This is a genomic window from Streptomyces sp. Tek67B01, assembly GCF_055231995.1.
Window position 1 is genome coordinate 1,248,044 of the sequence record NZ_JBUYUY010000001.1, and the last position, 21,147, is coordinate 1,269,190.

A 21,147-nucleotide genomic window follows, 5' to 3' on the forward strand; every position below is an offset into this window, starting at 1 on the left:
GCCCGCGGCGTCCGACCCCGGTCCCTGCCCGTCAGCGTGGGGAGGGACCGGGGTCGGACGCGTGTGCGGCCATGCTCGCGTCGAGGTCGAGCAGTTCCGCGTACGCCCGGGAACAGGAGCCGCATCCCGCCAGATGGCGACGCAGTCCCCCGGCTCGGGGCGCGCCCCGGCGCCGGACGGCGGCGCCGAGCATCGGGGCGTACGGCCGGCACCGGACGTCGCCGGTCGCCGCCGGGCCGAGGTGGGCGTACAGGTACGCCTCGCGCAGTCCTTCGCGGGCCCGGAAGGCCAGCGAGGTCACGGCGCTCGGGGTGATACCGAACAGCACCGGCACCTGGTGACGGCAGTCGTCCTCGACGAGCGTGTGCCACAGGACGGCCTTCCAGCGCGCGGGCAGCGCGTGGAAGGACCGGGCGGCGAGCCTGCGCTCCTCGTCGGACAACAGCCGCTGCTGCGGGTCCTCACCGGACGGTCCGGGCGCGCACCAGGATTCGACGTCGGGGGTCAGGACGGTCAAGCCGTCACCGGTCCGCCATTCGATGGCGGTGTGCCGGACCACCGCCAAGAGGTACGGGCGCCATTCGTCCCGCGGACCGGCGCCGGACCGGACGGCCTGGAGGGTGCGGACGAAGGCTTCGGAGACGAGGTCCTCCGCGTCCTGCGGGGCACGACAGCAACCCCGGGCGCACGCCAGGAGGGCGCCTCGGTGGCGCCGGTACAGCAGGTCGCAGACATCGGGGTCCATGGCGCCGCGGGCGTAGGACCGTCTGAGGCGCCCGGTGAGTTCACGGTCGCTGGGCCGGACCCGGTCGCCGGTCGGGACCCGGTCGGCGGTCGGAGTCCCGTCGCCGGACGGGAGTTCATGGTCGGGCGGGACTTCGTGGTCGGGTGGTGCACCGGCCGTGGTGCGGTGAGAGCCGGACATGACGATCGCTCCTCGATGACGTGGGGGCCGGCCGCCGCGGGGCGACGGCACGGCGCGGTGCCGGTCCGAAGTCGGCTTCGGACCGGCACCGCTCTCGGGGCGACGCGGGGAGTGGGAGGGGGCGTCGCCCCGAGGGTCTCAGCGGCAGGCCCGCCCGCCGTTGATGCAGCGCACGGCGCCGGCCATCAGCCCGTCCGACATGACGTTGATGAAGTCGCCGTGGTCGGTCACCGGCTTGTGCAGTTGCTCGGGGAAACTGTCCACGGCGAACCGCGCACCGGGCGCCACCGCGTAGGTGATCCGCTGCACGAGTTGCGGGATGGCCTTGAACCCGCCCGGACACGACCCGTCGCCGCGGGCGAAGGCCACGTGGGTGCGGTGGTTGGCGCTGTCGGCGTTCTTCCCGTCCCAGCAGCTCTGGAAGGTGAACGTCCGTACGACGTCGCTGCCCTTGGGGCAGATCGGGTACTTGTCCTTCAACTGGCGGTTCTCGAACCCGGTGCAGCTCCACGAGGCGTTGGCGTTGGTCGGGCCGTTGGTGAAGGCCTTCGCGTCACCGGTGATGATCCGCAGGAAGCGTGGCATCGCGGTGACCGCGCCGGTGGCGCTGCCCTTGAAGTCGATCGTCACCTGCTTCGGCTTGAGGATGGTCCCGACGTTGGCGTCCTGGCCGCCGCCCGGTGCCTTGGCGTCCTGCTCCGCCCGGCCGTCGCGCAGTCGCAGCACCGGCCAGTAGTAGGTGGACTGGTCGCCATTGGTACAGGTGGTGCCGGACGCGGCGAGGCTGTTGTTGGTGGAGAAGGCGTCGGTCGTCTTGTTGCCGACGTAGTCGTGCATGTGGTGCGCCCCGTTTCCCACGCCCGGCGCGACGATCACGTTGTCCGGGTTGAGGTGGCGGTTCTCGTTTTGCCCGCACTGGACGGAGAAGGACCCCTTGGAAGCCCTCGCCTGGGGCGCGGGGGTGCGGACGTTGGGCTTCACCGTGCCGATGACGACGAAGTCGGAGCGCGCCGGGCCGTTGCCCTTGTTCCGGGCGGCCAGGCCCTGCGCGTCGGCGCCTTGTGCGCCGCTCCCCTGCGCGTCGGCCGGGGCGGCCGCCTCGGCGGCGGCGTCGGCGGCGTCCGCGGCCGGCGCCTGCTTCATCGAGCAGCCACTGAGCCCTTCCAGGCTCCCGGGCCGCGTGGTGGACCGCCCGATCGCGTCGGCCATGGCGGAGATGGTCTTCTGCCGCTTGCCCTGCAACTCCCCCAGCAAGGATTTGCCTTGGGCCCGGCCGGTGGCCAGGCGCTGGTAGGAGTCGGCGATCTGGGTGTCCAACTGGGCGAGGTCACGGTCGACTTCGCCCCGCGCGGGGTCAGGCACCTCACGGAGCCGGTCGCCGACGTCGGGGCAGTCGATCGTGGCGGTCACCGGCGCGTTGCGCGCGGAGTCCTGCCCCGCGGAGGCCGCCTGCTCGACGACCACGACTGCGCCGGCGCCGAGGACGAGGGCGGACACGAGGGCGAGGGCCTTGTGGGACGGCTTCAGTCGGCGTTTGTGGCCCTTTGGGCTCATGCGATCACTTCACTTCGTCGGTCGGGGAACGGTGGAAGGGGCGGGCGAGACGTCCGCCAGGCCGTCGAAATCGACGAGGCCGCTGGCTTCGAGGACCGTGATGTGGTCCAGCACGGTGGAGTTGGCGTCCGTGGCCAGGTCCCGCACCATCGAGTTGCGCGTCTGGGCGCGGACTTGCGCGACGAGGGCGAACACCTTGCCGTGCGCCCGGCGCAGCAGTTGGACGAACAGTCGCTCGTATTCGTTGCCCTGGGCGCTGTTCAGCTGGTCCAGCCAGCCCTGCTGTTGGGCACTGGGCCGGTCGGGCAGTTCCACGCCGAGGGCCGCGCCCACTGCCCGGACGTGGCGGTCGAGTTCGGTGTGGCCTTCGACGAGGTGCTCGCCGGCGGTGCGTACGGCCGGCCGCGTGGCCCGTTGTTGTGCCTGTCGGCCCGCGGGAAGCTCCCACAGGCCGGCGAGCCGCACCTTGCGGACGAAGTCCCGGTCCTGAGGCGTCAGTGGCCCGAAGGCGGTGCTCATCGTTCCGGCGCCGTCGTCGTCGCCGGAGGGGGTGGTGGCGGCCGCGGCCGTGGTGCCGCCGAATTTCTGCACGGGGATCAGCAGCGCGACCAGCGTGAACGCGAGGGCGCCGATGACGATGAGCGTCCCCATCACGTGTCGCGAGGCGACCGACATGGCGGCGACGTTCGACCGGCGGAATGACAGCACAGTGCCTCCTTGCTGCGTGGGCAGGGAGGGGCGGCATGGCCGGAGTGTCCGGTGGCCACGCCGTGTGCACCCGAGCTCCCTGGGTGCCAAGGGACGCTAGCGTCAGTCGGGGTGCCCGTTCGGAAGGACCATCACGAACGGACAAAGATCCGGGCAACTCCTCGAACGGCTGGTACGGTGCCGCGTTCGACCTCTGCGTCGCGCGGCCCGAATCTCATTGGCGCGTCGGCCAGTTGTCCGGAATTACCATCATTCGCGGGAAGTAGACCGACCAGCTCTTCCGGAGGATTCGGCGCCGGGCGCATGTACCACAGGGTGGACGGGACCGTAGTCCCGTCGAAAGGAACGGCCTTCCTGTGCGCATGAAACGCCTCACGCCGCTGCTCGCCGCAGCGGGCCTGATCGCCACCGCCCTCCCGCTGCTCACCGCCCCTCACGCCTCCGCCGCCCCGGTCGCCGAGTTCGTGGCGCACGCACCCGCTTGGCAGCGGTGCGCTCCCGACCAGCCGGCCTCGTACGAGTGCGCGACCATCAAGGTACCGCTGGACTACCGACGCCCCTCGGGGCGCACGATCGACCTCGCCATATCCAGGATGAGGAGCGAGAACCCGGCGAAGCGGCACGGCGTGATGCTGCTGAATCCGGGCGGTCCGGGCGGCCCGGGACTCGACCTGCCGCTCCAGATGAACGAGCGGATGCCCAAGGAGGTCCGCGAGCAGTACGACCTGATCGGATTCGACCCGCGCGGGGTCGGCGCCAGCAGTCCGGTCAGCTGTGGACTGCGACCGGAGGAGGAGAACATCCTGCGGCCGTACCGGCCGGAGACCTTCCCCTCCGACGTGGCCTGGGCGCGGACCGTGGCCGACAAGTGCCGCGAGAAGGCGGGGGCGGTGCTGCCCTTCATCACCACGCGCAACACCGCACGGGACATGGACGCGATCCGTTCGGCACTGGGCGAGCGGAAGATCTCGTACCTGGGCTACTCCTACGGGACCTACCTGGGCGCGGTGTACACGCAGATGTTCCCGGCCCGCACGGACCGCTTCGTGCTGGACAGCGGCGTGGACCCGCAGCGGATCTGGCGCGGCATGTTCCAGGTCTGGTCGAGCGAGGCGGAACCCGCCTTCGCGCGCTGGACGCGGTGGACCGCGCGGCGTTCGGCCGAGTACGGGCTCGGCGACACCCCGCAGGCGGTGTCGGACACGTTCTGGGCGCTGGTGGCCCGCGCCGACAAGGACCCGATCCCCCTCGACGGTCTGAAGCTCACGGGTGACGACATCCGGGCTCGCCGGGCGCTCTTCTTCTACCCCGCCCAGGCGGCCCCCGCCGTCAAGGCGCTCAAGGACGCGGCCGACGGCAAGCCGGCGACCCTGTCACCGGCGCAGCGGAAGCTGCTGGTTCCGGCCTCGGGGCCGGCCTCGGACAACGGCACCGCCGCGATGCTGGCCGTGGTCTGCGGGGACACGCAGTGGCCGCGCTATCCCGAGCAGTACGAGCGGGAGACGGTCCGCGACAAGGCTCGGTACCCGCTGTACGGGGACTTCACGTCCGGGATCAAGCCGTGTGCCTTCTGGTCGAGGCCGATCGAGGCCGCCACGCCGATGAGGACCGGGGCCCCGGTCCTGACCGTGCAGAACGAGTCGGACTCGCAGACCCCGCTGGTCAGCGGCCAGGGACTGCACCGCGCGCTGGCCGGCTCGCGGATGGTGCTGGCGGAGGGCGGCGAGGGCCACGGCGTGTACCTGGTCGATCCCGCCTCGTGCGTCACCGCACCGGTCGGCGCGTACCTCACCACGGGCCGGCTGCCCGCGCGGGACGTGACCTGCCGGAGCGCCCCCGGCTCGGGCGAACGGCGCGCCGCCTCGCCGGGCCCGTCGCTGCCGTCGCCGTTCCTGTTCTGACCCTCCCTCCTGTCCGCGCACGCGGTACGCCCCCGACGCCTCGAACGGCGCGGGGGCGTTCGTGCGCGTCCGGGAACGCGTCAGGCCGGTCGGGAGTCCCGCGCCCGCGCCAGCAGTCCCGACAGCAGGACCTCCAGCGTCTCGCGCAGCGTGGGGGCGAAGTCGACGCACAGCGCGGCCAGCGACGGGTCGGCCTCGTAGGCCGCGCGCATGGCGGCGGAGGGGTGGGCGTGGGCCCAGACGGCGCCGATGACCATCGTCGCGGACACGACGAACCGGAAGGCGTCCTCCTCCCCCAACGCGGGCAGGTGGGAGGCGATCTGCCCGGCCAGGGCCGTGGCGCTGTCCAGGGCGGCCCGCTTGTAGGCCACGGCGACCTGCGGCGAGACGTTGCGCTCCAGTACGGCGGCCTGGGAGCTGATCAGATCGCACAGCACCGGGCGGACGGCGAGGGCACGTGCGAGGCAGTCGGCGACCCGGTCGGCCCGCTCGGCCGCGTCGGCGCCCTCCACCGCCCGGGGGAGCGCGCCGTCGAGGTGGTCGACGAGCTCGCGGGAGGCGGCGGCGAGGAGTTCCAGCAGGACGGCCTCGCGGGAGTCGAAGTAGCGCAGCACGTTCGACTTGGCGAGGCAGACCCTGCGCGCGAGCTCGTTCAACGTCACCTGGGCGACCGGCATCTCGGTGAGCATGGCGGCCGCCGTGTCGAGGATCGCCTGGCGGCGGGCGGCGCGCTGTTCCTCGCTGCGGGCGCGCTGGAACTTCGTAGGCAGAGTCACGCGACCAGCGTACAGACCTGCGGTCTGTTGTTATCAGACCAGCGGTCTGCTAACTTCGGGAGGAGCATCAGACCGATGGTCTGTTATCGCACTTCCCCGGAGGAGTACGTCATGTACGCCGTTCCCGACCAGTCCGGAAAGCTCGCCGTCGTCACCGGCTCCAACAGCGGCACGGGCAAGGAGGCCGCGCGCCGGCTCGCCGAGGCGGGCGCCCGCGTCGTGCTCGCGGTGCGGACCCCCGCCAAGGGTGAGCGGGCCCGCGCCGAGATCCTGGCCCGGCACCCGCACGCCCGCGTGGAGGTGCGCCGGATCGACCTGGCCGACCTCGCGTCGGTAACCGCCTTCGCCGACGCGTTCCTCGCCGACGGCGTCCCGCTCGACCTGCTGGTCAACAATGCCGGACTGATGGCCCCGCCGACCCGGATGACCACCGCCGACGGCTTCGAGCTCCAGTTCGGCACCAACTTCCTCGGCCCGCTGGCGTTGACGGTCCGGCTGCTGCCGGCCCTCCTCTCCGCGCCCGCCCCGCGCGTCACGACGATGAGCAGCGCCACCGCCGACTTCGGCAGGGTCGACCTGACCGACCTCCAGTGGGAGCGACGGCGCTACGTCCCGATGCTCACCTACGCCCAGTCCAAGCTGGCCGACCTGATGATGGCCCGCCACCTGGCCGTCCTCGCCGCCGAGCAGAAGTGGCCGCTGCGCAGCACCGCCGCACACCCCGGCTACACCAAGACCAACCTCCAGACCGCTGGCGCGAGCCTGGGGCGGGGCAGGCCCTCCCGGTTGCACGGCCTCGTCAGCGCCGTGGACTTCCTCCCGAAGCAGGAGGTCGGCCCCGGTACGCAGCCGCTGCTCTACGCCGCCACGAGCCCGGACGCCACCGCCGGCGGCTACTACGGTCCGAGCGGGCTGTTCGGCCTGGTCGGGCCGACGGGCGAGTCCCGCATCCCCCGGCGCGCCCTGGACCCCGCCGCCAATGCCCGGCTCTGGGCCGTGGCGGAACGCCTCACGGGCGTCGGCCCCGCAGTGGCCGCCGCAGCAGGCTGAGCGGCGCCGCCGGGGTCGCGGACCCGGCGCGGGGGCCGCTCGCACGCAGCGGGGTGAACAGTCCCGCGCCGACGATCAGCAGGCAGAACGCCCCGCCGGCCAGACTGACGGCGGGGACCCCGTGCCCGTCGGCCAGCGCGGTCAGCACGGCCGCGCCCGCCGGGCCCGAGGCGTTGTGCACCGTCCAGAAGGCGGCGGTGACCCGCCCCAGCACCGGCCGCGGCGTGACCTCCTGACGCAAGGTCATGGAGCAGACCCCACCCAGGGTCAGTCCGAACATGAACAGGGCGGCGAGGACCGCGATGACCGGCACGCTACGGCTCACCCCGATCCCGGCGAACGACACCGCGATGGCCACGATCGAGCCCAGCCAGCAGAGCCCGAACCCCAGGTGGCGGCGCAGGCGTCCGGCGGCCAACGCGCCGACGAGCGTGCCCAGCGCGCTCGTCGCCATCACGTAACCGAGGGTGGCGGAACCCTGGTGCAGGTCGTGCTCGACCCGGAAGATCAGCAGGTCCGTCGCGCCGACGGTGATGAAGGTCAGCAGGGTGAGCAGGACGGTCAGCGGGCGCAACAACGGGTGTGTCCACAGGAACCGGAACCCGACCACGAACATCTCGCGCAGCACCCCGACCGCGCCCGGCGCCGGACCGCCCGGCTCCCGCTCCTCGGCGGGGCCCGGACCGAAACGGACGAAGACCAGGCTGACGGCCGAGATCAAGAACGTGGCGCCGTCCAGCCCGAGGGCCCAGGCCGGCCCCACGCCGGCCGCGACGGCCCCGGCGATCACCGGCCCGAGCAGGGTGCCCAGGGCGAAGGTGCTCATCAGCCGCCCGTTGGCGCGGGTGAGGTCCTCGGGCGGCGCGAGGTGGGGCACCGCCGTCACGTAGGCCACGTCGAAGAAGCTCTTCAGCGCCCCGACCGGCGCGGTCAGCAAGTACAGCAGCCAGACCCGGGGACAGACCGCCCAGAGGAAGGGCAGCGCCCCGAGCAGCAGGGCCCGCGCCAGATCGCAGACGATCATCAGCCGGCGGCGGTCCACCCGATCGACCACGTAACCGGCGAAGATCCCGGTCAGCACCGCGGTGGCCGCCGAAACCACCGTGACCAGGCCCATTTGGAAGACCGAACCCGTGGCGGCGAACACCATCAGCGGCAGCGCGACGGCGGAGACGGACCCGCCGAGGACGGACAGCGCCTGCCCGAGCCAGAAGACGTTGAAGTCGCGGTTGCGGGAAAGGGACCTCACCCGAGCAGGGCGTACACGGTGGAGGCCGTCGCGGCGGGTTCGGTCGAGCCCTCGGGGGTCATGGCGATGTCGGCGAAGGCCATCCGCTTGCCGAGCTTGGTGACCCGTGCGGCGATCAACACGTCGGCGCCCAGGACCGGGCGCTGGAAACTGGTGGACTGCTGGACGGTGGTCATCGGCCCGTAACCGCCGCGGGCGGCGGAAACGGCGATCACGGTCGCGGTGTCGGCGGCGGCCATCAGTGCCTGGCCCGAGAGCCCGCCGCCGTCCCGGGCCAGTCCCTCGGACCACGGCAGCCGCAGGACGGCGTGCCGCTCGCCGGTCTCCCGGACGGTGAGGCCGAGGGCGAGCACCCAGGGGGCGAAGTTGTCGGCGAGGATCCGGTCCGCGTCTGCCGGTGTGGGGGTCATCAGGAGATTGTGGCGGCCCGCTTGGGGCCGCCACAACACCATTGCGCCGTACGAAGGTTGAATCGGGCGCTACCGGCTCACAGGCTCGCGGCGAGTTCCGTGCCCTGGCGGATGGCCCGCTTGGCGTCCAGTTCGGCGGCCACGTCGGCGCCGCCGATCAGGTGGGCGTCGACACCCGCGGCGCGCAGCTCCTCGTACAGGTCACGGCGCGGCTCCTGACCGGTGCAGAGCACGACGGTGTCGGCGGGGACCAGGCGCTGCTCGCCGTCGACGGTGATGTGCAGACCCTCGTCGTCGATCCGGTCGTACGTCGCCCCGGCCACCGAGACGACTCCGCGGTGCTTGAGTTCGGCGCGGTGGATCCAGCCGGTGGTGGTGCCCAGACCCGCGCCGACCTTGGTGGTCTTGCGCTGGAGCAGGTGGACCCGGCGCGGCGGCGCGGGCCGCTCGGGGGCGACGAGGCCGCCCTGGCCGGTGTACGCCGTGTCGACGCCCCAGTGGCGGAAGTAGACGGCCGGGTCCTGGGAGGCGCCCTCGCCGCTGTCGGTGAGGAACTCCGCGACGTCGAAGCCGATTCCGCCGGCGCCGACGACGGCGACGCGCCCGCCGACCGGGGCGCCGTCGCGCAGGACGTCGAGGTAGGTCACCACGTTGGGGTGGTCGACGCCCTCGATGTCGGGGGTGCGGGGGGTGACGCCGGTGGCGACGACCACCTCGTCGTAGCCCCGGAGGGTCTCCACGTCGGCGCGGGTGTCCAGACGCAGGTCGATGCCGTGGGCGGTGAGCCGGTTGCCGTAGTAGCGGATGGTCTCCGCGAACTCCTCCTTGCCGGGGATGCGGCGGGCGATGTCGAGCTGGCCGCCGATGTGCCCGGAGGCCTCGAAGAGGGTGACGGCGTGGCCGCGTTCGGCGGCGGAGACGGCGCAGGCCAGGCCGGCCGGGCCGGCCCCGACGACGGCGACCCGCTTCTTCAGCTTGGTCGGGGAGAGGACCAGTTCGGTCTCGTGGCAGGCGCGCGGGTTGACCAGGCAACTGGTGATCTTGCCGCTGAAGGTGTGGTCGAGACAGGCCTGGTTGCAGCCGATGCAGGTGTTGATGGTCTCGGAGGCACCGGCGCGCGCCTTGTTGACGAAGTCGGCGTCGGCGAGGAAGGGGCGGGCCAACGACACGAGGTCGGCGCGCCCGTCGGCCAGCAGTTCCTCGGCGATCTCCGGGGTGTTGATGCGGTTGCTGGTGACGAGGGGGACGGAGACCGCGCCCATCAGCCGCTTGGTGACCCAGGTGTAGGCGCCGCGCGGAACGGAGGTGGCGATGGTGGGGATACGGGCCTCGTGCCAGCCGATGCCGGTGTTGATGATGGTGGCGCCGGCCGCCTCGACCTCCTTGGCGAGGCGGACGACCTCGTCCAGGGTGGAGCCGCCGGGGATCAGGTCGAGCATCGAGAGGCGGTAGACGATGATGAACTCCTCGCCCACGGCCTCCCGGGTGCGCCGCACGATCTCCAGGGGGAAGCGGACGCGGTTCTCGTACGCGCCGCCCCAGCGGTCGGTGCGCCGGTTGGTGGCCGCGGCGATGAACTCGTTGATCAGGTAGCCCTCGGAGCCCATGATCTCGACGCCGTCGTAGCCGGCCAGCTTGGCCAGACGCGCGGCGCGGACGAAGTCCTCCACGGTGCGCTCGACCTCGATGTCGGTGAGCTCGTTCGGAACGAACGGGCTGATGGGGGCCTGGAGGGCGGAGGGGGCGACCAGGTCCTTGTGGTAGGCGTAGCGGCCGAAGTGGAGGATCTGCATCGCGATCTTGCCGCCCTCGGCGTGCACCGCCTCGGTGATCACCCGGTGCTCGGCCGCCTCGTCCTCGGTGGTGAGGCGGGACCCGCCCTCGAAGGGGCGGCCGGCGTCGTTGGGGGCGATGCCTCCGGTGACGATGAGGCCGGCGCCGCCGCGGGCGCGCTCGGCGTAGAAGGCGGCGAGGCGCTCGAAGCCGCCCTCGTGCTCTTCGAGGCCGGTGTGCATCGATCCCATGATCACGCGGTTCGGCAGGGTGGTGAAACCGAGGTCCAGGGGGCGCAGTAGGTGCGGGTACCGGCTCTGGGAGCTCTGCGGGGTCTGCGAACTCATCGGGGGTGTGCCTCCTCGCGCGGGGGTGATGCACCTGTTCTAGCGAGGGGGGCAGCGTTTTGCAACTAGGTGCATAACCAGTCGGGGGCGCCTGGCCCCGGTATCGCCGGGTCCGGCGCCCCCGACCGCCCGGGCCTGTGGCGCAGTTCACGTGCGGGCGGGCGACCGCACGGCCGCGGTCGATCGGGTGCGGTCGTACGGGAGCCCGCGGCCGGCCTGCGACGGGCGACGGGTCAGGTCCGGTGGAGGCGGACCGTGACGAGCTGGAAGGGGCGCAGGGACAGGGCAAGGGCCCCGTCGGGCGCGAGGGCGCCGACGGCGGTGGGCGGGAGGGGACGCTCCAGCAGGTCGCACTCGGTGGCCGCCGTCGGCGCGAAGTCCGCCGTCAGGGTGGCCGTGGCCCGGCCGCCCAGACACTCGTACACCCGGACGATGACGTCTCCGCTTCGGTCCTCGGCCGGCTTGACCGCCTCCACCACCACCGCGTCGCCGTCCACGGCCACCAGCGGCGCCACGGGACCGGCCCCGGACACCACCCGCTCCGGCAGGTTCAGCGCGTGCCCCTCGCGGACGGCGTCGGCGATCGTCGCGCCGGGCGCGAGCGAGAAGGACAGGGTGTGGGTGCCCTGGTCGGTCTCCGGGTCGGGGTAGCGCGGGGCCCGCAGGAGGGAGAGCCGGACGGTGGTGGTCTGCCCGCCGTCGGGGCGCACGTCCCGGGTCACGTCGTGGCCGTACGTGGAGTCGTTGAGGACGGCGACGCCCCAGCCGGGCTCCTCCACGTGCAGCCACCGGTGCGCGCAGATCTCGAACTTGGCCGCCTCCCAGGAGGTGTTGGTGTGGGTAGGCCGGTACACATGTCCGAACTGGATCTCGGCGGCGGAGCGTTCGGCCTTCACATCGAGCGGGAAGGCAGCCTTGAGGATCTTCTCCGTCTCGTACCAGTCCACCTCTGTGCGGAGGTCGACCGTCTTGGCGTCCGCCCGCAGCGTGAGCGACTGCGCCACCCTGGAAGATCCGAAGGAGCGGACGATCCGCACCGTCACCGCCTCAGGCCCCGTCCGGGTGACGTCCAGCGCGTCCAGTTCGATCAGGTCGGTGACCCGGTGGCGGTAGGAGGCGTCGAGGTCCCAGGCGTCCCACATGTTCGGGAAGTCGGGGTGGATCTGGAGCAGGTTCGCGGCGGCGCCCGGCGCGACGGACTCGCGGCCGGCCTCCAGGTCGTACGCCGACACGATCAGCCCGCGTCCGTCGACCCCCACCCGCAGCCGCCCGTTGGCCAGGACGTACCCGCCGCCGGGCCGCTCCCCGACGGTGACCGGCCCGGCGGCCGGTTCCGGCACCCCGGCCCCGCCGGCCGGGATACCGCGCCGGGTGTGCGGGGCGCAGTTGAACACCAGCTCCCGCGTCCCCTCCCCCGCCAGCGCGAGCTGCGCGTCCCGGGTGATCCCGCTCAGTTCCTCCCGCACCCGGCGGTACGTCTCGCGCGCCTCGCGGTGCACCCAGGCGATGGACGAGCCGGGCAGGATGTCGTGGAACTGGTGGAGCAGGACGGTCTTCCAGATCCGCTCCAGGTCCTCGTACGGGTACGCGTACCCCGCGACGCGCACCGCGGCGGTCGTCGCCCACAACTCCGCCTCGCGCAGCAGTGATTCGGCGCGCCGGTTGCCCTGCTTGGTCTTGGCCTGCGAGGTGTAGGTGCCCCGGTGCAGCTCCAGGTACAGCTCTCCGGCCCATACGGGCGCGTCGGGGTACTCCGCGTGGGCCTTCTCGAAGAACGCGTCGGGCCGCTCGACCTCCACGCGCGGCGAGCCTTCCAGGTCACGCAGTCGCCGGGCCCTCGCCAGGTGCTCGCGGGTGGGGCCGCCACCGCCGTCACCCCAGCCGAACGGCACCAGCGAGCGCGAACCACGGCCCTTCTCGCGGTAGTTGCGGGCGGCGTGGGCGAGTTGCGCTCCGCCCAGGTCACTGTTGTAGGTGTCGACGGGCGGGAAGTGCGTGAAGACGCGGGTGCCGTCGATGCCCTCCCACCAGAAGGTGTGGTGGGGGAACGCGTTGACCTGGGACCAGGAGATCTTCTGGGTCAGGAACCAGGTGGAGCCGGTGAGTTTGACGATCTGCGGCAGGGCGGCGGTGTAGCCGAAGGAGTCGGGCAGCCAGACGTTGCGGGTCTCGATCCCGAACTCGTCCAGGAAGAACTTCTTGCCGTGGAGGAACTGGCGGACCATCGCCTCGCCGCCCACCATGTTGGTGTCGGACTCCACCCACATGCCACCGACCGGGACGAACTGCCCGTCCGCGATCTTCTTCTTGATCCGCTCGAAGAGTTCGGGTCGGTGGGTCTTGATCCAGTCGAGCTGCTGGGCCTGCGACATGGCGAACACGAACTCCGGGTGCTCGTCCATCAGGTTCACCATGTTCGACGTCGTCCGTGCCACCTTGCGGACCGTCTCGCGCAGCGGCCACAGCCACGCGGAGTCGATGTGCGCGTGGCCGACCGCGCTGATCCGGTGCGCGGAGGCGTTGGCCGGGGTGGCGAGCACCCCGGCCAGTCGGGCCCGTGCGGCGGCCGCCGTGCCCGACACGTCGTCGAGGTCCAAGGCGTCCAGCGAGGCGTCGACGGCGCGCAGGATCTCGTACCGCCGGGCGTCGGCCTCGTCGAGCTGCGCCATCAGGGCGTGCAGGACGTCGAGGTCCTGTACGAGTTCCCACACTTCGCTCTCGAAGACCGTCAGCTCCATGCGGGCGAGCCGGTACAGGGGCCGGTCCGCGCTGGTCGGCAGGTCCCCCTCGTAGGTGGGCCGGTGCTCGACGAGGACGGGGTTGGCGGCGGCTTCGACGTACCACTCGATCCGCTCGCCGCCCTCGGCGCGGTCGGCGACGCGCACCCAGTCGTTGTAGGGGTTGAGCGCCTTGATCTCGGCGCCGTCCGTACCGTGGACCAGGCCCTCGCACTGGAAGCCCGGCATCATCCGGTCGAAGCCGAGGTCGAGGACGGCTTCGACGGTGCGGCCCGCCCAGTCCGCCGGGACGGTGCCGGTGACCTTGAACCAGGTGGTGCCCCAGGCCGGCCCCCACGGGTCCGCGACCTCGCAGGGCTCGTAGGGGGCTCGCAGACCTTGCTCCACGGGCACGGGCTCCCCCGGTACGTCCCAGCGCTCCACGGTCAGCGGCACGGGACGGGAGTGGACGGCGGGAGTGACGCGCTCCTTGAGGACCCGGCGGAGGCGGTGTTCGGCAACGCTGCGGTCGTCGTGCATGACGGCTGCTCCAGGAGGGGGAAGGGCGGGTGGCGGGGCGGGGCTCAGAGCTTGACGGCTCCCTCGCCCACGCCCTTGAAGAAGAATCGCTGGAGGGCGAAGAAGAGGATCATCATCGGGACCAGCGCGGCCATCGCGCCGGCGGCGATGATCCGCTGGTCGTTGACGGTGGTGGCGCCGGCCAGGGTCTTCAGGCCGAGTTGCAGGGTGTAGTGATCGCTGTCGGTGAGGACCAGCAGGGGCCACAGGAAGTCGTCCCAGGCGCCCATGAAACTGGTGATGCATACGACGGTCAGGGCTCCCTTCGCGGACGGCAGGAACACCCGGATGAAGCGGGTCCACTCGCCCGCGCCGTCGAGCAGTGCGGCCTCCTCCATCTCCCGGGGGACGGCGAGGAACGCCGCCCGCATGACCATGATGTTGAGGACGGAGACGGCGCCCGGCAGCCACACCCCGACGAGCGTGTCGACCAGCCCCATCCCGCGCACGGTGAGGAACATCGAGATCATGACGGACTCGAAGGGGAACATCAGCGTCGCCACCAACACGGTGAAGACGCTCCCGCGCCCCTTCCAACCGGTGCGGGAGAGCGCGTAGCCGCCCATCGAGGCGAAGACCACGTTCGAGGTGACGGCGAGCGCCGCCACCACCAGCGTATTGCCGGTGTAGTGCAGGAGCGGGAACGACCGCGCGACCCGGACGTAGTTGTCGAGAGTCGGCCGGGACGGCAGGACGCCGTCGTACACGTTCTCCGTACGGCCGCGCAGCGAGGTCAGGAACTGCCAGACGATCGGCCCGAGCGTGACCACCAGCATCAGCGTCAAAGTGGCGTACCGGGCGGTCAGGGCGGCAAGGTGGCGTCGGCGCCGCGCGCGCCGGCTTCCGCCGTCCCCGGCCGCGACTCGCGTGCTCACCCCTCGTCCCCCTTCGAAAGGCGGCGGCCCAGCAGGCTGAACACCAGCGTCAGGAGGAACAACAGGAGGGAGACGGCGGAGGCGTATCCGGTCTCGCCGGAGAAGCCGAGGCCGACCTGCCGGATCAGGAAGGGCAGGGTACGGGCTCCGCCTCCGGGGCCGCCGCTCTCGCCGCCCAGGACGTAGATCTCGGTGAACACGCGCAGCGCGGAGATCGCGGAGAGGGTGCCCACGAGGAGCATCATCGGTTTCACCTGGGGGACGGTGACGCTGAAGAAGCGTCGGACGGCGCCGGCGCCGTCGAGGGCCGCCGCCTCGTAGAGGGAGACGGAGACGTTCCCGAGGGCCGCCAGGTAGAACACCATGTAGTAGCCGAGGCCCTTCCAGACGGTCACGATCATCGCGGAGAGCAGCAGCAGGGTGCTGTCCGTGAGGAAGGGGACCGGCTCGGAGACGACACGGAGCCCTCGAAGGACGGTGTTGAGCAGGCCGTCGCTGCGCAGCACCCACTGCCACATCAGTCCGACGACCACCGCGGAGGCGATCACCGGGGTGTAGAAGGCCGACCGGAAGAACCCGATGCCGGGGACGCGCGTGCGTACGAGTACGGCGAGGGCCAGCGGGAGCAGGACCAGGCAGGGCACCACGACCATCAGGTACAGGACGCTGTTGCGGGTCGCGAGCCAGAAGTCGGGATCGGCGAGGGCGCGACGGTAGTTGGCGAGGCCGGTGAAGTGGCCACCGCGCAGGATCCGCGCGTCCGTGAAGGAGAGGATCACGGTGTTCAGGAACGGCCAGACGCTGAACAGGAGCACCAGCACCAGCCCGGGCGCGAGAAAGAGGTACGGGGCCCACCGCGCCCGCCGGCGTCCCGGCGCGGCCGGGGTCGCGGCCTTGCCGGGCACGGCCGAACGTGCGGCCGACGACGCGGCAGGGCGGGCGTCCCGGTCTGCCCCGGCCGGGCGGGGGACCCTGCCGGGACCGGCCGAGCGGATGGCCTTCATTTCCTCGCCGCGTTGGCGAGCAGCCTGTTCGCCTCCTCCTGCGCCTTCCGCACCGCCGTCCCGGCGTCCTGCTCGCCCTTGATGGCCTTCTGCACCTCGCGGACGACCGCGTCACCGACCTGGTTCGTCCACTGGACGGGGGTGTTGGCGTCGAGCGCGGCGGTCTTCAACTCCTCGGCACCCACGGCTCGGGCCAGCGTCTCCGCGTCCTTGCCGTCGCCCCTGTCGGAGAAGTACGGATCCGTCAGGCCCTCCGCGTTGGACGGGTAGATGGTGGCCTTCTTCGAGAACGCGACCTGGTTGGGTCCGTTGGTGACCCACTTGGCGAATTCCGCCGCCGCGTCCGGATGTGGCGTGTCCTTGCGGATGCCGAGCGACTGGGCGTAGATGCCGATGTGGCCGAGCCGTCCGGTGACGGCGCCCGCGACCCGGGTGGTGGCGTAGACCTGGGGGGCGTTCTGCTTGACGTCCTTGACGAAGCCCGGTGAGCCGGGACCGAAGACGAGTTTGCCCGCGCCGTAGAGCTGGTTGATGTCGTCGGCCCTCAGGAGGGACTCCTTGGGCATGGCGCCCTTGGCGTAGAGGGACTTCATCCGCTCGACCCACTCGACGGCCTTGGGGGTGTCGAAGGCGAAGCCGTCCTTCGTGCCGTTCAGGATCGGGACGCCCATCTTCTGCCAGTCCCCGGGCAGCCGTCCCTTGGGGTCCGCCATGAAGGCGGAGTACCGGCCGCCGGACCTGGCCGCGATCTGCTCGGCGTAGTCGAAGAACTGCTCCACGCCGACCGGCGGTGTGTCGGGGTCCAGTCCGGCCTCGCGGAAGAGGTCCGTGTTGTACGTGAGGATCTCCGGGGTCACGTACCAGGGGTAGGCGAAGACGCTGTCGCCCTTGCCGGGCAGTTTGAACTGCTCCCAGGCCCCGGGGACGTACTCCCCCGCCACTCGTGGGTCGAGCCGGGCGACGTCGGCGAGCATGCCCCGGTCGCCGAGGAGCTGGAAGGAGTCGGTGGAGAGGTTGACGACATCGGGAAGGACCCCGGCCTGGGCGTCGGCGACGAGCTTTTCGTTGTATCCCTCGCCCGGCACGTCCTCCCACTTCACCCGCACGTCCGGGTACCGCCGCTGGAAGGCGTCGATGACCGATTGGACGTATGCCGTGAACACCGGTTTCAACTGGAGGGTGCGGAAGGTGATCCCGCCCTCCACCTTTCCGGTCCTCGCCGCCTCCTTCGCTTCTCCCGGTCCGCCGCCGACCCCGCACGCGGCACTCGACAAGAAGGTGGCCGCCGCGAGGGTGGCGAGGACCGTGCGGGCCATGGGGGAACGGGGCATCGTCGGGGCCTCCCGGGGATATTCCGGCACCGCTGCCGGAGGGCGGTGACCACGCTCACCCGGATTCCCGAACCCGTCAATGTGGCCGCCGGCCCTCTGGCCGAGCCGCTTCGCGCACCCGGGCCGGACGGTGAACTCCAAGCAGACCGCGGCCTCTTCGTCAACACGGCGACCACCTGGCCTCATTCGCGTCAGGCGGAAATCATCCGATCCCTGGGCCAATTCCGTCGGGCAGGGCCCTTTCGCGCGCGGTTGGCTCTTTGCTGACGTTTTCCCGCCACGGTCGCGGCCGCGCGCTAATGCGCTTTACCGGATGGTCGGCGAAAGGTCGGCCGGGTCCGTGTTCGCGCCGCACAGGATGACGGCGACCCGAGCGCCCGGCGCCCGTGGAACGCGGCGGAGCGCCGCCAGGGCGGTGGCGGCGCCGGCCTCGACCACGATCCGGTGGTCCTCCCAGAGCGCGCGGCGGGCGCCGGTGATCTCCGAGTCCGGTACGAGCACCGAGTCGACGCCCTCGTACCGGGCCGCGGCCAGCGCGTCGTCGGAGACCCGCGTCGCCCCGAGCGAGTCGGCGGCCACCGAGTCCACCGGCACGTCGACCGGCCGACCCGACTCCAAGGCCGCGTTGAGCGCCCGGCAGCCTTCCGGTTCGGCGGCGACGACCCGTACGCCGTGCTCGCGCGCGGCGGTGGCGACGCCGGCGAACAGGCCGCCCCCGCCCACCGCCAGGACGACCGTGTCCAGGCCGGGCAGGGCGAGCCTGATCTCGTCGAGCAGGGTCCCCGCGCCCGCCGCGATCAACGGATGGTCGTAGGCGTGACTGCTCAGGGCCCCGCTGTCGGCCGCGAACTCCCGACAGGCGGCGAGGGCCTGGGCGTACCGGTCGCCGACGAGGTGTACGGCGGCCCCGTAGCCGCGCAACCGTTCCACCTTCACCCGGGGCGCGTTGCCGGGCAGGAACACGGTGGCGGGCACGGACAGGGCGCGCGCCGCCCAGGCACAGGCCAGACCCGCGTTGCCACCGGAGGCGATGGTGACACCGGCGGCCGGGAGCGTGCCGGCGGCGCGATGGGCGGCGAGGAAGTTGTGGGCGCCGCGGGCTTTGAATGAGCCGGTGTGCTGGAGGTGTTCCAGCGCGTACCAGACCCCGTCTTCGGCGGGCACCACGGCGGCGGGTCGCGTCACCCCGGCTATCCGGTCGGCGGCGGCGCGTACGGCGGCGTAGTCGAGCTGCTGTTCCATGGACGTCGGCCCTTCGGGAGGTGGCGGCGGGACGGGAGGCAGGACGGGGCGGGAAGGCGGCGGGGCGGCTTCAGCAGGCGGCGGGGCGGGCCGCCTCGATGAGCTGGCGCAGGGCGCCGTAGTACACCTCGTGGTCGGTCAGGGCGGGCAGCACGGCGGCGATGCCGGCGGAGAGCACCGGGAATCCGGCCGGGTCCAGGGCGGCCAGCGCGGCGCGGGACCGCTCGGTGGCCCCCGCCGGGTCACGGTGGTCGACGAAGGCGGCGCTGCCGAGGGTGAGCAGGTACATCCGGCGGTACGCGGTCATCGCCTCGGCGGCGCTCATGCCGGCGGCGACACTGTCGGCGAGGGCCGGTTCGACGAGGCGGGCCAGCAGTTCGCGGCCGAGCCAGGGCCGACCGCCGCGCAGCACCAGCAGCCCGGGATGCGCGACGAGCAGCCGGTAGAGGGCGGAGAAGCGCAGCTCGGTGGCCTCGGCCCAATCGGTCGTCGCGGGGATCTCGGGCAGCCGGGCGGCCAAGTGCTCGATGCAGAGGTCCAGCAGTCCCGCGAGGTCGACGCAGCGCCGCTGGACGGTGGCGTGGGAGACGTCGAGACGCTCGGCGAGGGCGCGGAAGCTCAAGGCGCCGGGGCCGTCCTCGTCCAGGACGGCCAAGGCGGCTTCGGCGATCGCCCCGGGGGTGGCGCGGTCGAGGGCTGCTGATCTTCGCGGCATGGATACACCGTAACAGACGACGTAACAGATGGCGTACCAGACGTCGTAACATACGGTGTAACAGAGGGCGCGAGGGACATCGGCGCATACGGCGCCGCTTTCCTTGGTCCACCTCGATCGTGTGACGCCGCTGCGCCCAAATTGCTTGTCATCGGGACGAAAGCCGCGAAGGCCGTTGACAGCGAGTAGCCGCACCGCTGCACTGGGCGCTCGACAGCCCGTCGGTACCTCCCCCACTCAAGGAGATCCCGTGCCGCCACGCCCTCGCGCGTCGCTCCCCTGTCTGACCGCGGCCGCCCTGCTGGCCCTCGTCCTCGGCGCGGCCCCGGCGGCGGGCGAGCCCACCGCCACCTCCGACACCCCGCTCGCGCTGACCCCGCCGATGGGCTGGAACAACTGGGCGCACTACATGTGCGACATCGACGAGGCCAAGGTGGTCGCCAACGCCGACGCGCTCGTGTCCACCGGGCTCGCCGCCAAGGGCTACGACACGGTGACCGTCGACGACTGCTGGATGACGAAGTCCCGCGACGCACGGGGCGATCTGATCACCGACACCCGGAAGTTCCCGCACGGCATGGCATGGCTCGGGGACCACCTCCACGCCAAGGGACTGAAGTTCGGCATCTACCAGGACGCCGGTTCCCTCACCTGCGAGCGCTACCCCGGCAGCGGCGCCCCCGCGGGCGGCGGCGCGGACCACTACGCCCGCGACGCCCGGCTGTTCGCGTCCTGGAACGTGGACTACGTCAAGATGGACGGCTGCAACCTGTACGTGCCCCCCGGCGCCACGAAGGAACGGGCCTACCGGGACGCCTACCACGCCGTCGCCCGGGCGCTGCGCGACAGCGGCCGGGACATGGTGCTGTCCGCGTCCGCGCCCGCCTACTTCCAGCAGGGCGAATGGGGCGGAGCCGACTGGCACAGGGTGCTCCACTGGGTCCGCGAGACCGGCCAACTGTGGCGCGAGGGCAAGGACATCAAGGTCTACGACCCGAAGGCGCCGAACACCTCCCGCTGGAGCGCGGTCCTCGGCAACTACGGCTACAACCGCTGGCTGGGCCGGTACGCGGGTCCTGGCAACTGGAACGACCCGGACTTCCTCATCGCGGGCGCGCCCGGGCTGAGCGCGGCGGAGAGCCGCAGTCAGGTCGGCCTGTGGGCCATGATGGCGGCCCCTTTCATCCTCTCCTCACAGGTCTCCGAGCTGACCCCGGGCGGGCTCGCCGCCCTCGGCAACACCGATCTGATCGCGCTCGACCAGGACCCGATGGGGCGTCAGGGTGCGGTCGTCTCCTCCAACCCCACCTTCGACATCCTCGTGCGGCCGCTCGCGAACGGCGACCGCGCCGTGGCCGTCCTCAACCGTTCGGGCGCCTCCCGTGACATCCACGTGCCGCTCGCCGAGGTCGGGCTGCCCGGGTGCACCGCCGAGGTGAAGAACCTGTGGAACGGCCGACGCCGGCAGATCGGGGCCGTGTTGACCGGCAAGGTGGACGCGCACGACACCGGCGTCTGGCGACTCACCCCTCGCGGGTGCGCGGGCGCGGTCCCGACCGGGCAGATCGCCGGAGCGGGCGCCAAGTGCGCCGACGGGGCCAATACCACCGGAGCCGGCGCCGTCGTGCTGGCCGCCTGTACCGGCGCCCCCGACCAGCGGTGGAGCCTCGGGGACGGGGCGACGCTGAAACTGGCCGGCGCCTGCCTGTCGGCGGGCGACGCGGGCCTGGTGGAGCTGGCCCGGTGCGCGCCCGGCAGGCCGGGACAGAGCTGGCGGCACGACCGCAGCGGCACCCTGACGGAAACCGTGAGCGGGCTGTGCCTGACCGCACCCACCGCGACGGCCGCCCCCGACGCGCCCGCGGAGCGGTTGCGCCTGACGGCGTGCGGCGACCACCGGATCGACCAGACCTGGGCCCTGCCGGTCTGACGGCTCCCCCTCCGGCCTTCCCGACCCGCCCGCCCCCAGGCCCCGACACAGAGGACGACGC

The 21,147-nt window shown here is 72.1% G+C and carries 16 protein-coding genes; 3 read left to right on the forward strand and 13 right to left on the reverse strand.

All coding sequences use genetic code 11. The annotated features are described in order from the left end of the window. Positions 1-31 precede the first annotated feature (31 nt). From ACV7NM_RS05755 to ACV7NM_RS05765, 3 genes are all read right to left on the reverse strand, one after another. On the reverse strand, positions 32-925 hold the full coding sequence (locus ACV7NM_RS05755) for an RNA polymerase sigma factor (protein WP_463409238.1): 894 nt from the start codon (positions 923-925) through the stop codon (positions 32-34). A 138-nt stretch (positions 926-1,063) separates the two neighbouring features. After that, positions 1,064-2,479 (reverse strand): DUF1996 domain-containing protein, encoded by a 1,416-nt coding sequence (locus ACV7NM_RS05760; RefSeq protein ID WP_463409239.1) that lies wholly within the window; start codon positions 2,477-2,479, stop codon positions 1,064-1,066. 9 nt (positions 2,480-2,488) lie between these two features. Then, positions 2,489-3,187 carry a DUF4142 domain-containing protein gene (locus ACV7NM_RS05765; protein ID WP_463409240.1) on the reverse strand — a complete coding sequence of 233 codons (699 nt, stop codon included), beginning with the start codon at positions 3,185-3,187 and terminating at the stop codon, positions 2,489-2,491. Between the two features lie 362 nt (positions 3,188-3,549). Between ACV7NM_RS05765 and ACV7NM_RS05770 the strand changes: the two genes are divergently transcribed. Then, positions 3,550-5,088, forward strand: a complete 1,539-nt coding sequence (locus ACV7NM_RS05770) for an alpha/beta hydrolase (protein ID WP_463409241.1) — start codon at positions 3,550-3,552, stop codon at positions 5,086-5,088. An 80-nt stretch (positions 5,089-5,168) separates the two neighbouring features. Here ACV7NM_RS05770 and ACV7NM_RS05775 read toward each other — a convergent pair whose 3' ends face one another. Beyond that, positions 5,169-5,858: a TetR family transcriptional regulator gene (locus tag ACV7NM_RS05775; RefSeq protein ID WP_463413845.1), complete on the reverse strand. Its 690-nt coding sequence runs from the start codon at positions 5,856-5,858 to the stop codon at positions 5,169-5,171. Between the two features lie 81 nt (positions 5,859-5,939). Between ACV7NM_RS05775 and ACV7NM_RS05780 the strand changes: the two genes are divergently transcribed. After that, positions 5,940-6,914, forward strand: a complete 975-nt coding sequence (locus ACV7NM_RS05780; protein ID WP_463409242.1) for an SDR family oxidoreductase — start codon at positions 5,940-5,942, stop codon at positions 6,912-6,914. Here ACV7NM_RS05780 and ACV7NM_RS05785 read toward each other — a convergent pair. The 9 genes from ACV7NM_RS05785 to ACV7NM_RS05825 all read right to left on the reverse strand — a co-directional run bounded on the left by ACV7NM_RS05785 (position 6,874) and on the right by ACV7NM_RS05825 (position 19,156). Continuing rightward, positions 6,874-8,163 carry an MFS transporter gene (locus ACV7NM_RS05785; RefSeq protein ID WP_463409243.1) on the reverse strand — a complete coding sequence of 430 codons (1,290 nt, stop codon included), beginning with the start codon at positions 8,161-8,163 and terminating at the stop codon, positions 6,874-6,876. The two genes, ACV7NM_RS05780 and ACV7NM_RS05785, sit on opposite strands and share 41 nt — an antisense overlap. Then, positions 8,160-8,573, reverse strand: a complete 414-nt coding sequence (locus ACV7NM_RS05790) for a PaaI family thioesterase (protein WP_463409244.1) — start codon at positions 8,571-8,573, stop codon at positions 8,160-8,162. Before ACV7NM_RS05790 ends, ACV7NM_RS05785 begins: the two co-directional genes overlap by 4 nt. Before the next feature lie 77 nt (positions 8,574-8,650). After that, entirely contained in the window at positions 8,651-10,693 is a 2,043-nt protein-coding gene (locus ACV7NM_RS05795; protein WP_463409245.1) for an oxidoreductase, read from the reverse strand. Positions 10,694-10,926: 233 nt separating this feature from the next. After that, complete coding sequence (locus ACV7NM_RS05800) at positions 10,927-13,950, reverse strand: alpha-mannosidase (protein WP_463409246.1); 3,024 nt, start codon at positions 13,948-13,950, stop codon at positions 10,927-10,929. A gap of 44 nt (positions 13,951-13,994) precedes the next feature. Next, positions 13,995-14,864: a carbohydrate ABC transporter permease gene (locus ACV7NM_RS05805; protein ID WP_463409247.1), complete on the reverse strand. Its 870-nt coding sequence runs from the start codon at positions 14,862-14,864 to the stop codon at positions 13,995-13,997. Further along, positions 14,861-15,868, reverse strand: coding sequence for a carbohydrate ABC transporter permease (locus tag ACV7NM_RS05810; protein ID WP_463409248.1), 1,008 nt, complete (start codon positions 15,866-15,868; stop codon positions 14,861-14,863). Before ACV7NM_RS05810 ends, ACV7NM_RS05805 begins: the two co-directional genes overlap by 4 nt. Continuing rightward, positions 15,865-17,199: an ABC transporter substrate-binding protein gene (locus ACV7NM_RS05815; protein WP_463409249.1), complete on the reverse strand. Its 1,335-nt coding sequence runs from the start codon at positions 17,197-17,199 to the stop codon at positions 15,865-15,867. Before ACV7NM_RS05815 ends, ACV7NM_RS05810 begins: the two co-directional genes overlap by 4 nt. A gap of 306 nt (positions 17,200-17,505) precedes the next feature. After that, positions 17,506-18,441, reverse strand: a complete 936-nt coding sequence (locus tag ACV7NM_RS05820) for a serine/threonine dehydratase (protein ID WP_463409250.1) — start codon at positions 18,439-18,441, stop codon at positions 17,506-17,508. A gap of 70 nt (positions 18,442-18,511) precedes the next feature. Next, positions 18,512-19,156: a TetR/AcrR family transcriptional regulator gene (locus ACV7NM_RS05825; RefSeq protein WP_463409251.1), complete on the reverse strand. Its 645-nt coding sequence runs from the start codon at positions 19,154-19,156 to the stop codon at positions 18,512-18,514. Positions 19,157-19,406: 250 nt separating this feature from the next. Here ACV7NM_RS05825 and ACV7NM_RS05830 point away from each other — a divergent pair, with 250 nt between their 5' ends. Next, the gene (locus tag ACV7NM_RS05830; RefSeq protein ID WP_463409252.1) at positions 19,407-21,086 is read left to right on the forward strand and encodes a ricin-type beta-trefoil lectin domain protein; all 1,680 of its coding nucleotides are present in this window, start codon (positions 19,407-19,409) and stop codon (positions 21,084-21,086) included. The last annotated feature ends 61 nt before the right edge of the window (positions 21,087-21,147 follow it).

Coding starts and splice junctions, on each gene's coding strand:
- ACV7NM_RS05760 (WP_463409239.1), bottom strand. CDS start 2,479: ATGAGCCCAAAGGGCCACAAACGCCGACTGAAGCCGTCCCACAAGGCC.
- ACV7NM_RS05820 (WP_463409250.1), bottom strand. CDS start 18,441: ATGGAACAGCAGCTCGACTACGCCGCCGTACGCGCCGCCGCCGACCGG.
- ACV7NM_RS05790 (WP_463409244.1), bottom strand. CDS start 8,573: ATGACCCCCACACCGGCAGACGCGGACCGGATCCTCGCCGACAACTTC.
- ACV7NM_RS05800 (WP_463409246.1), bottom strand. CDS start 13,950: ATGCACGACGACCGCAGCGTTGCCGAACACCGCCTCCGCCGGGTCCTC.
- ACV7NM_RS05780 (WP_463409242.1), top strand. CDS start 5,940: ATGGTCTGTTATCGCACTTCCCCGGAGGAGTACGTCATGTACGCCGTT.
- ACV7NM_RS05755 (WP_463409238.1), bottom strand. CDS start 925: ATGTCCGGCTCTCACCGCACCACGGCCGGTGCACCACCCGACCACGAA.
- ACV7NM_RS05770 (WP_463409241.1), top strand. CDS start 3,550: ATGAAACGCCTCACGCCGCTGCTCGCCGCAGCGGGCCTGATCGCCACC.
- ACV7NM_RS05815 (WP_463409249.1), bottom strand. CDS start 17,199: ATGCCCCGTTCCCCCATGGCCCGCACGGTCCTCGCCACCCTCGCGGCG.
- ACV7NM_RS05825 (WP_463409251.1), bottom strand. CDS start 19,156: ATGCCGCGAAGATCAGCAGCCCTCGACCGCGCCACCCCCGGGGCGATC.
- ACV7NM_RS05810 (WP_463409248.1), bottom strand. CDS start 15,868: ATGAAGGCCATCCGCTCGGCCGGTCCCGGCAGGGTCCCCCGCCCGGCC.
- ACV7NM_RS05795 (WP_463409245.1), bottom strand. CDS start 10,693: ATGAGTTCGCAGACCCCGCAGAGCTCCCAGAGCCGGTACCCGCACCTA.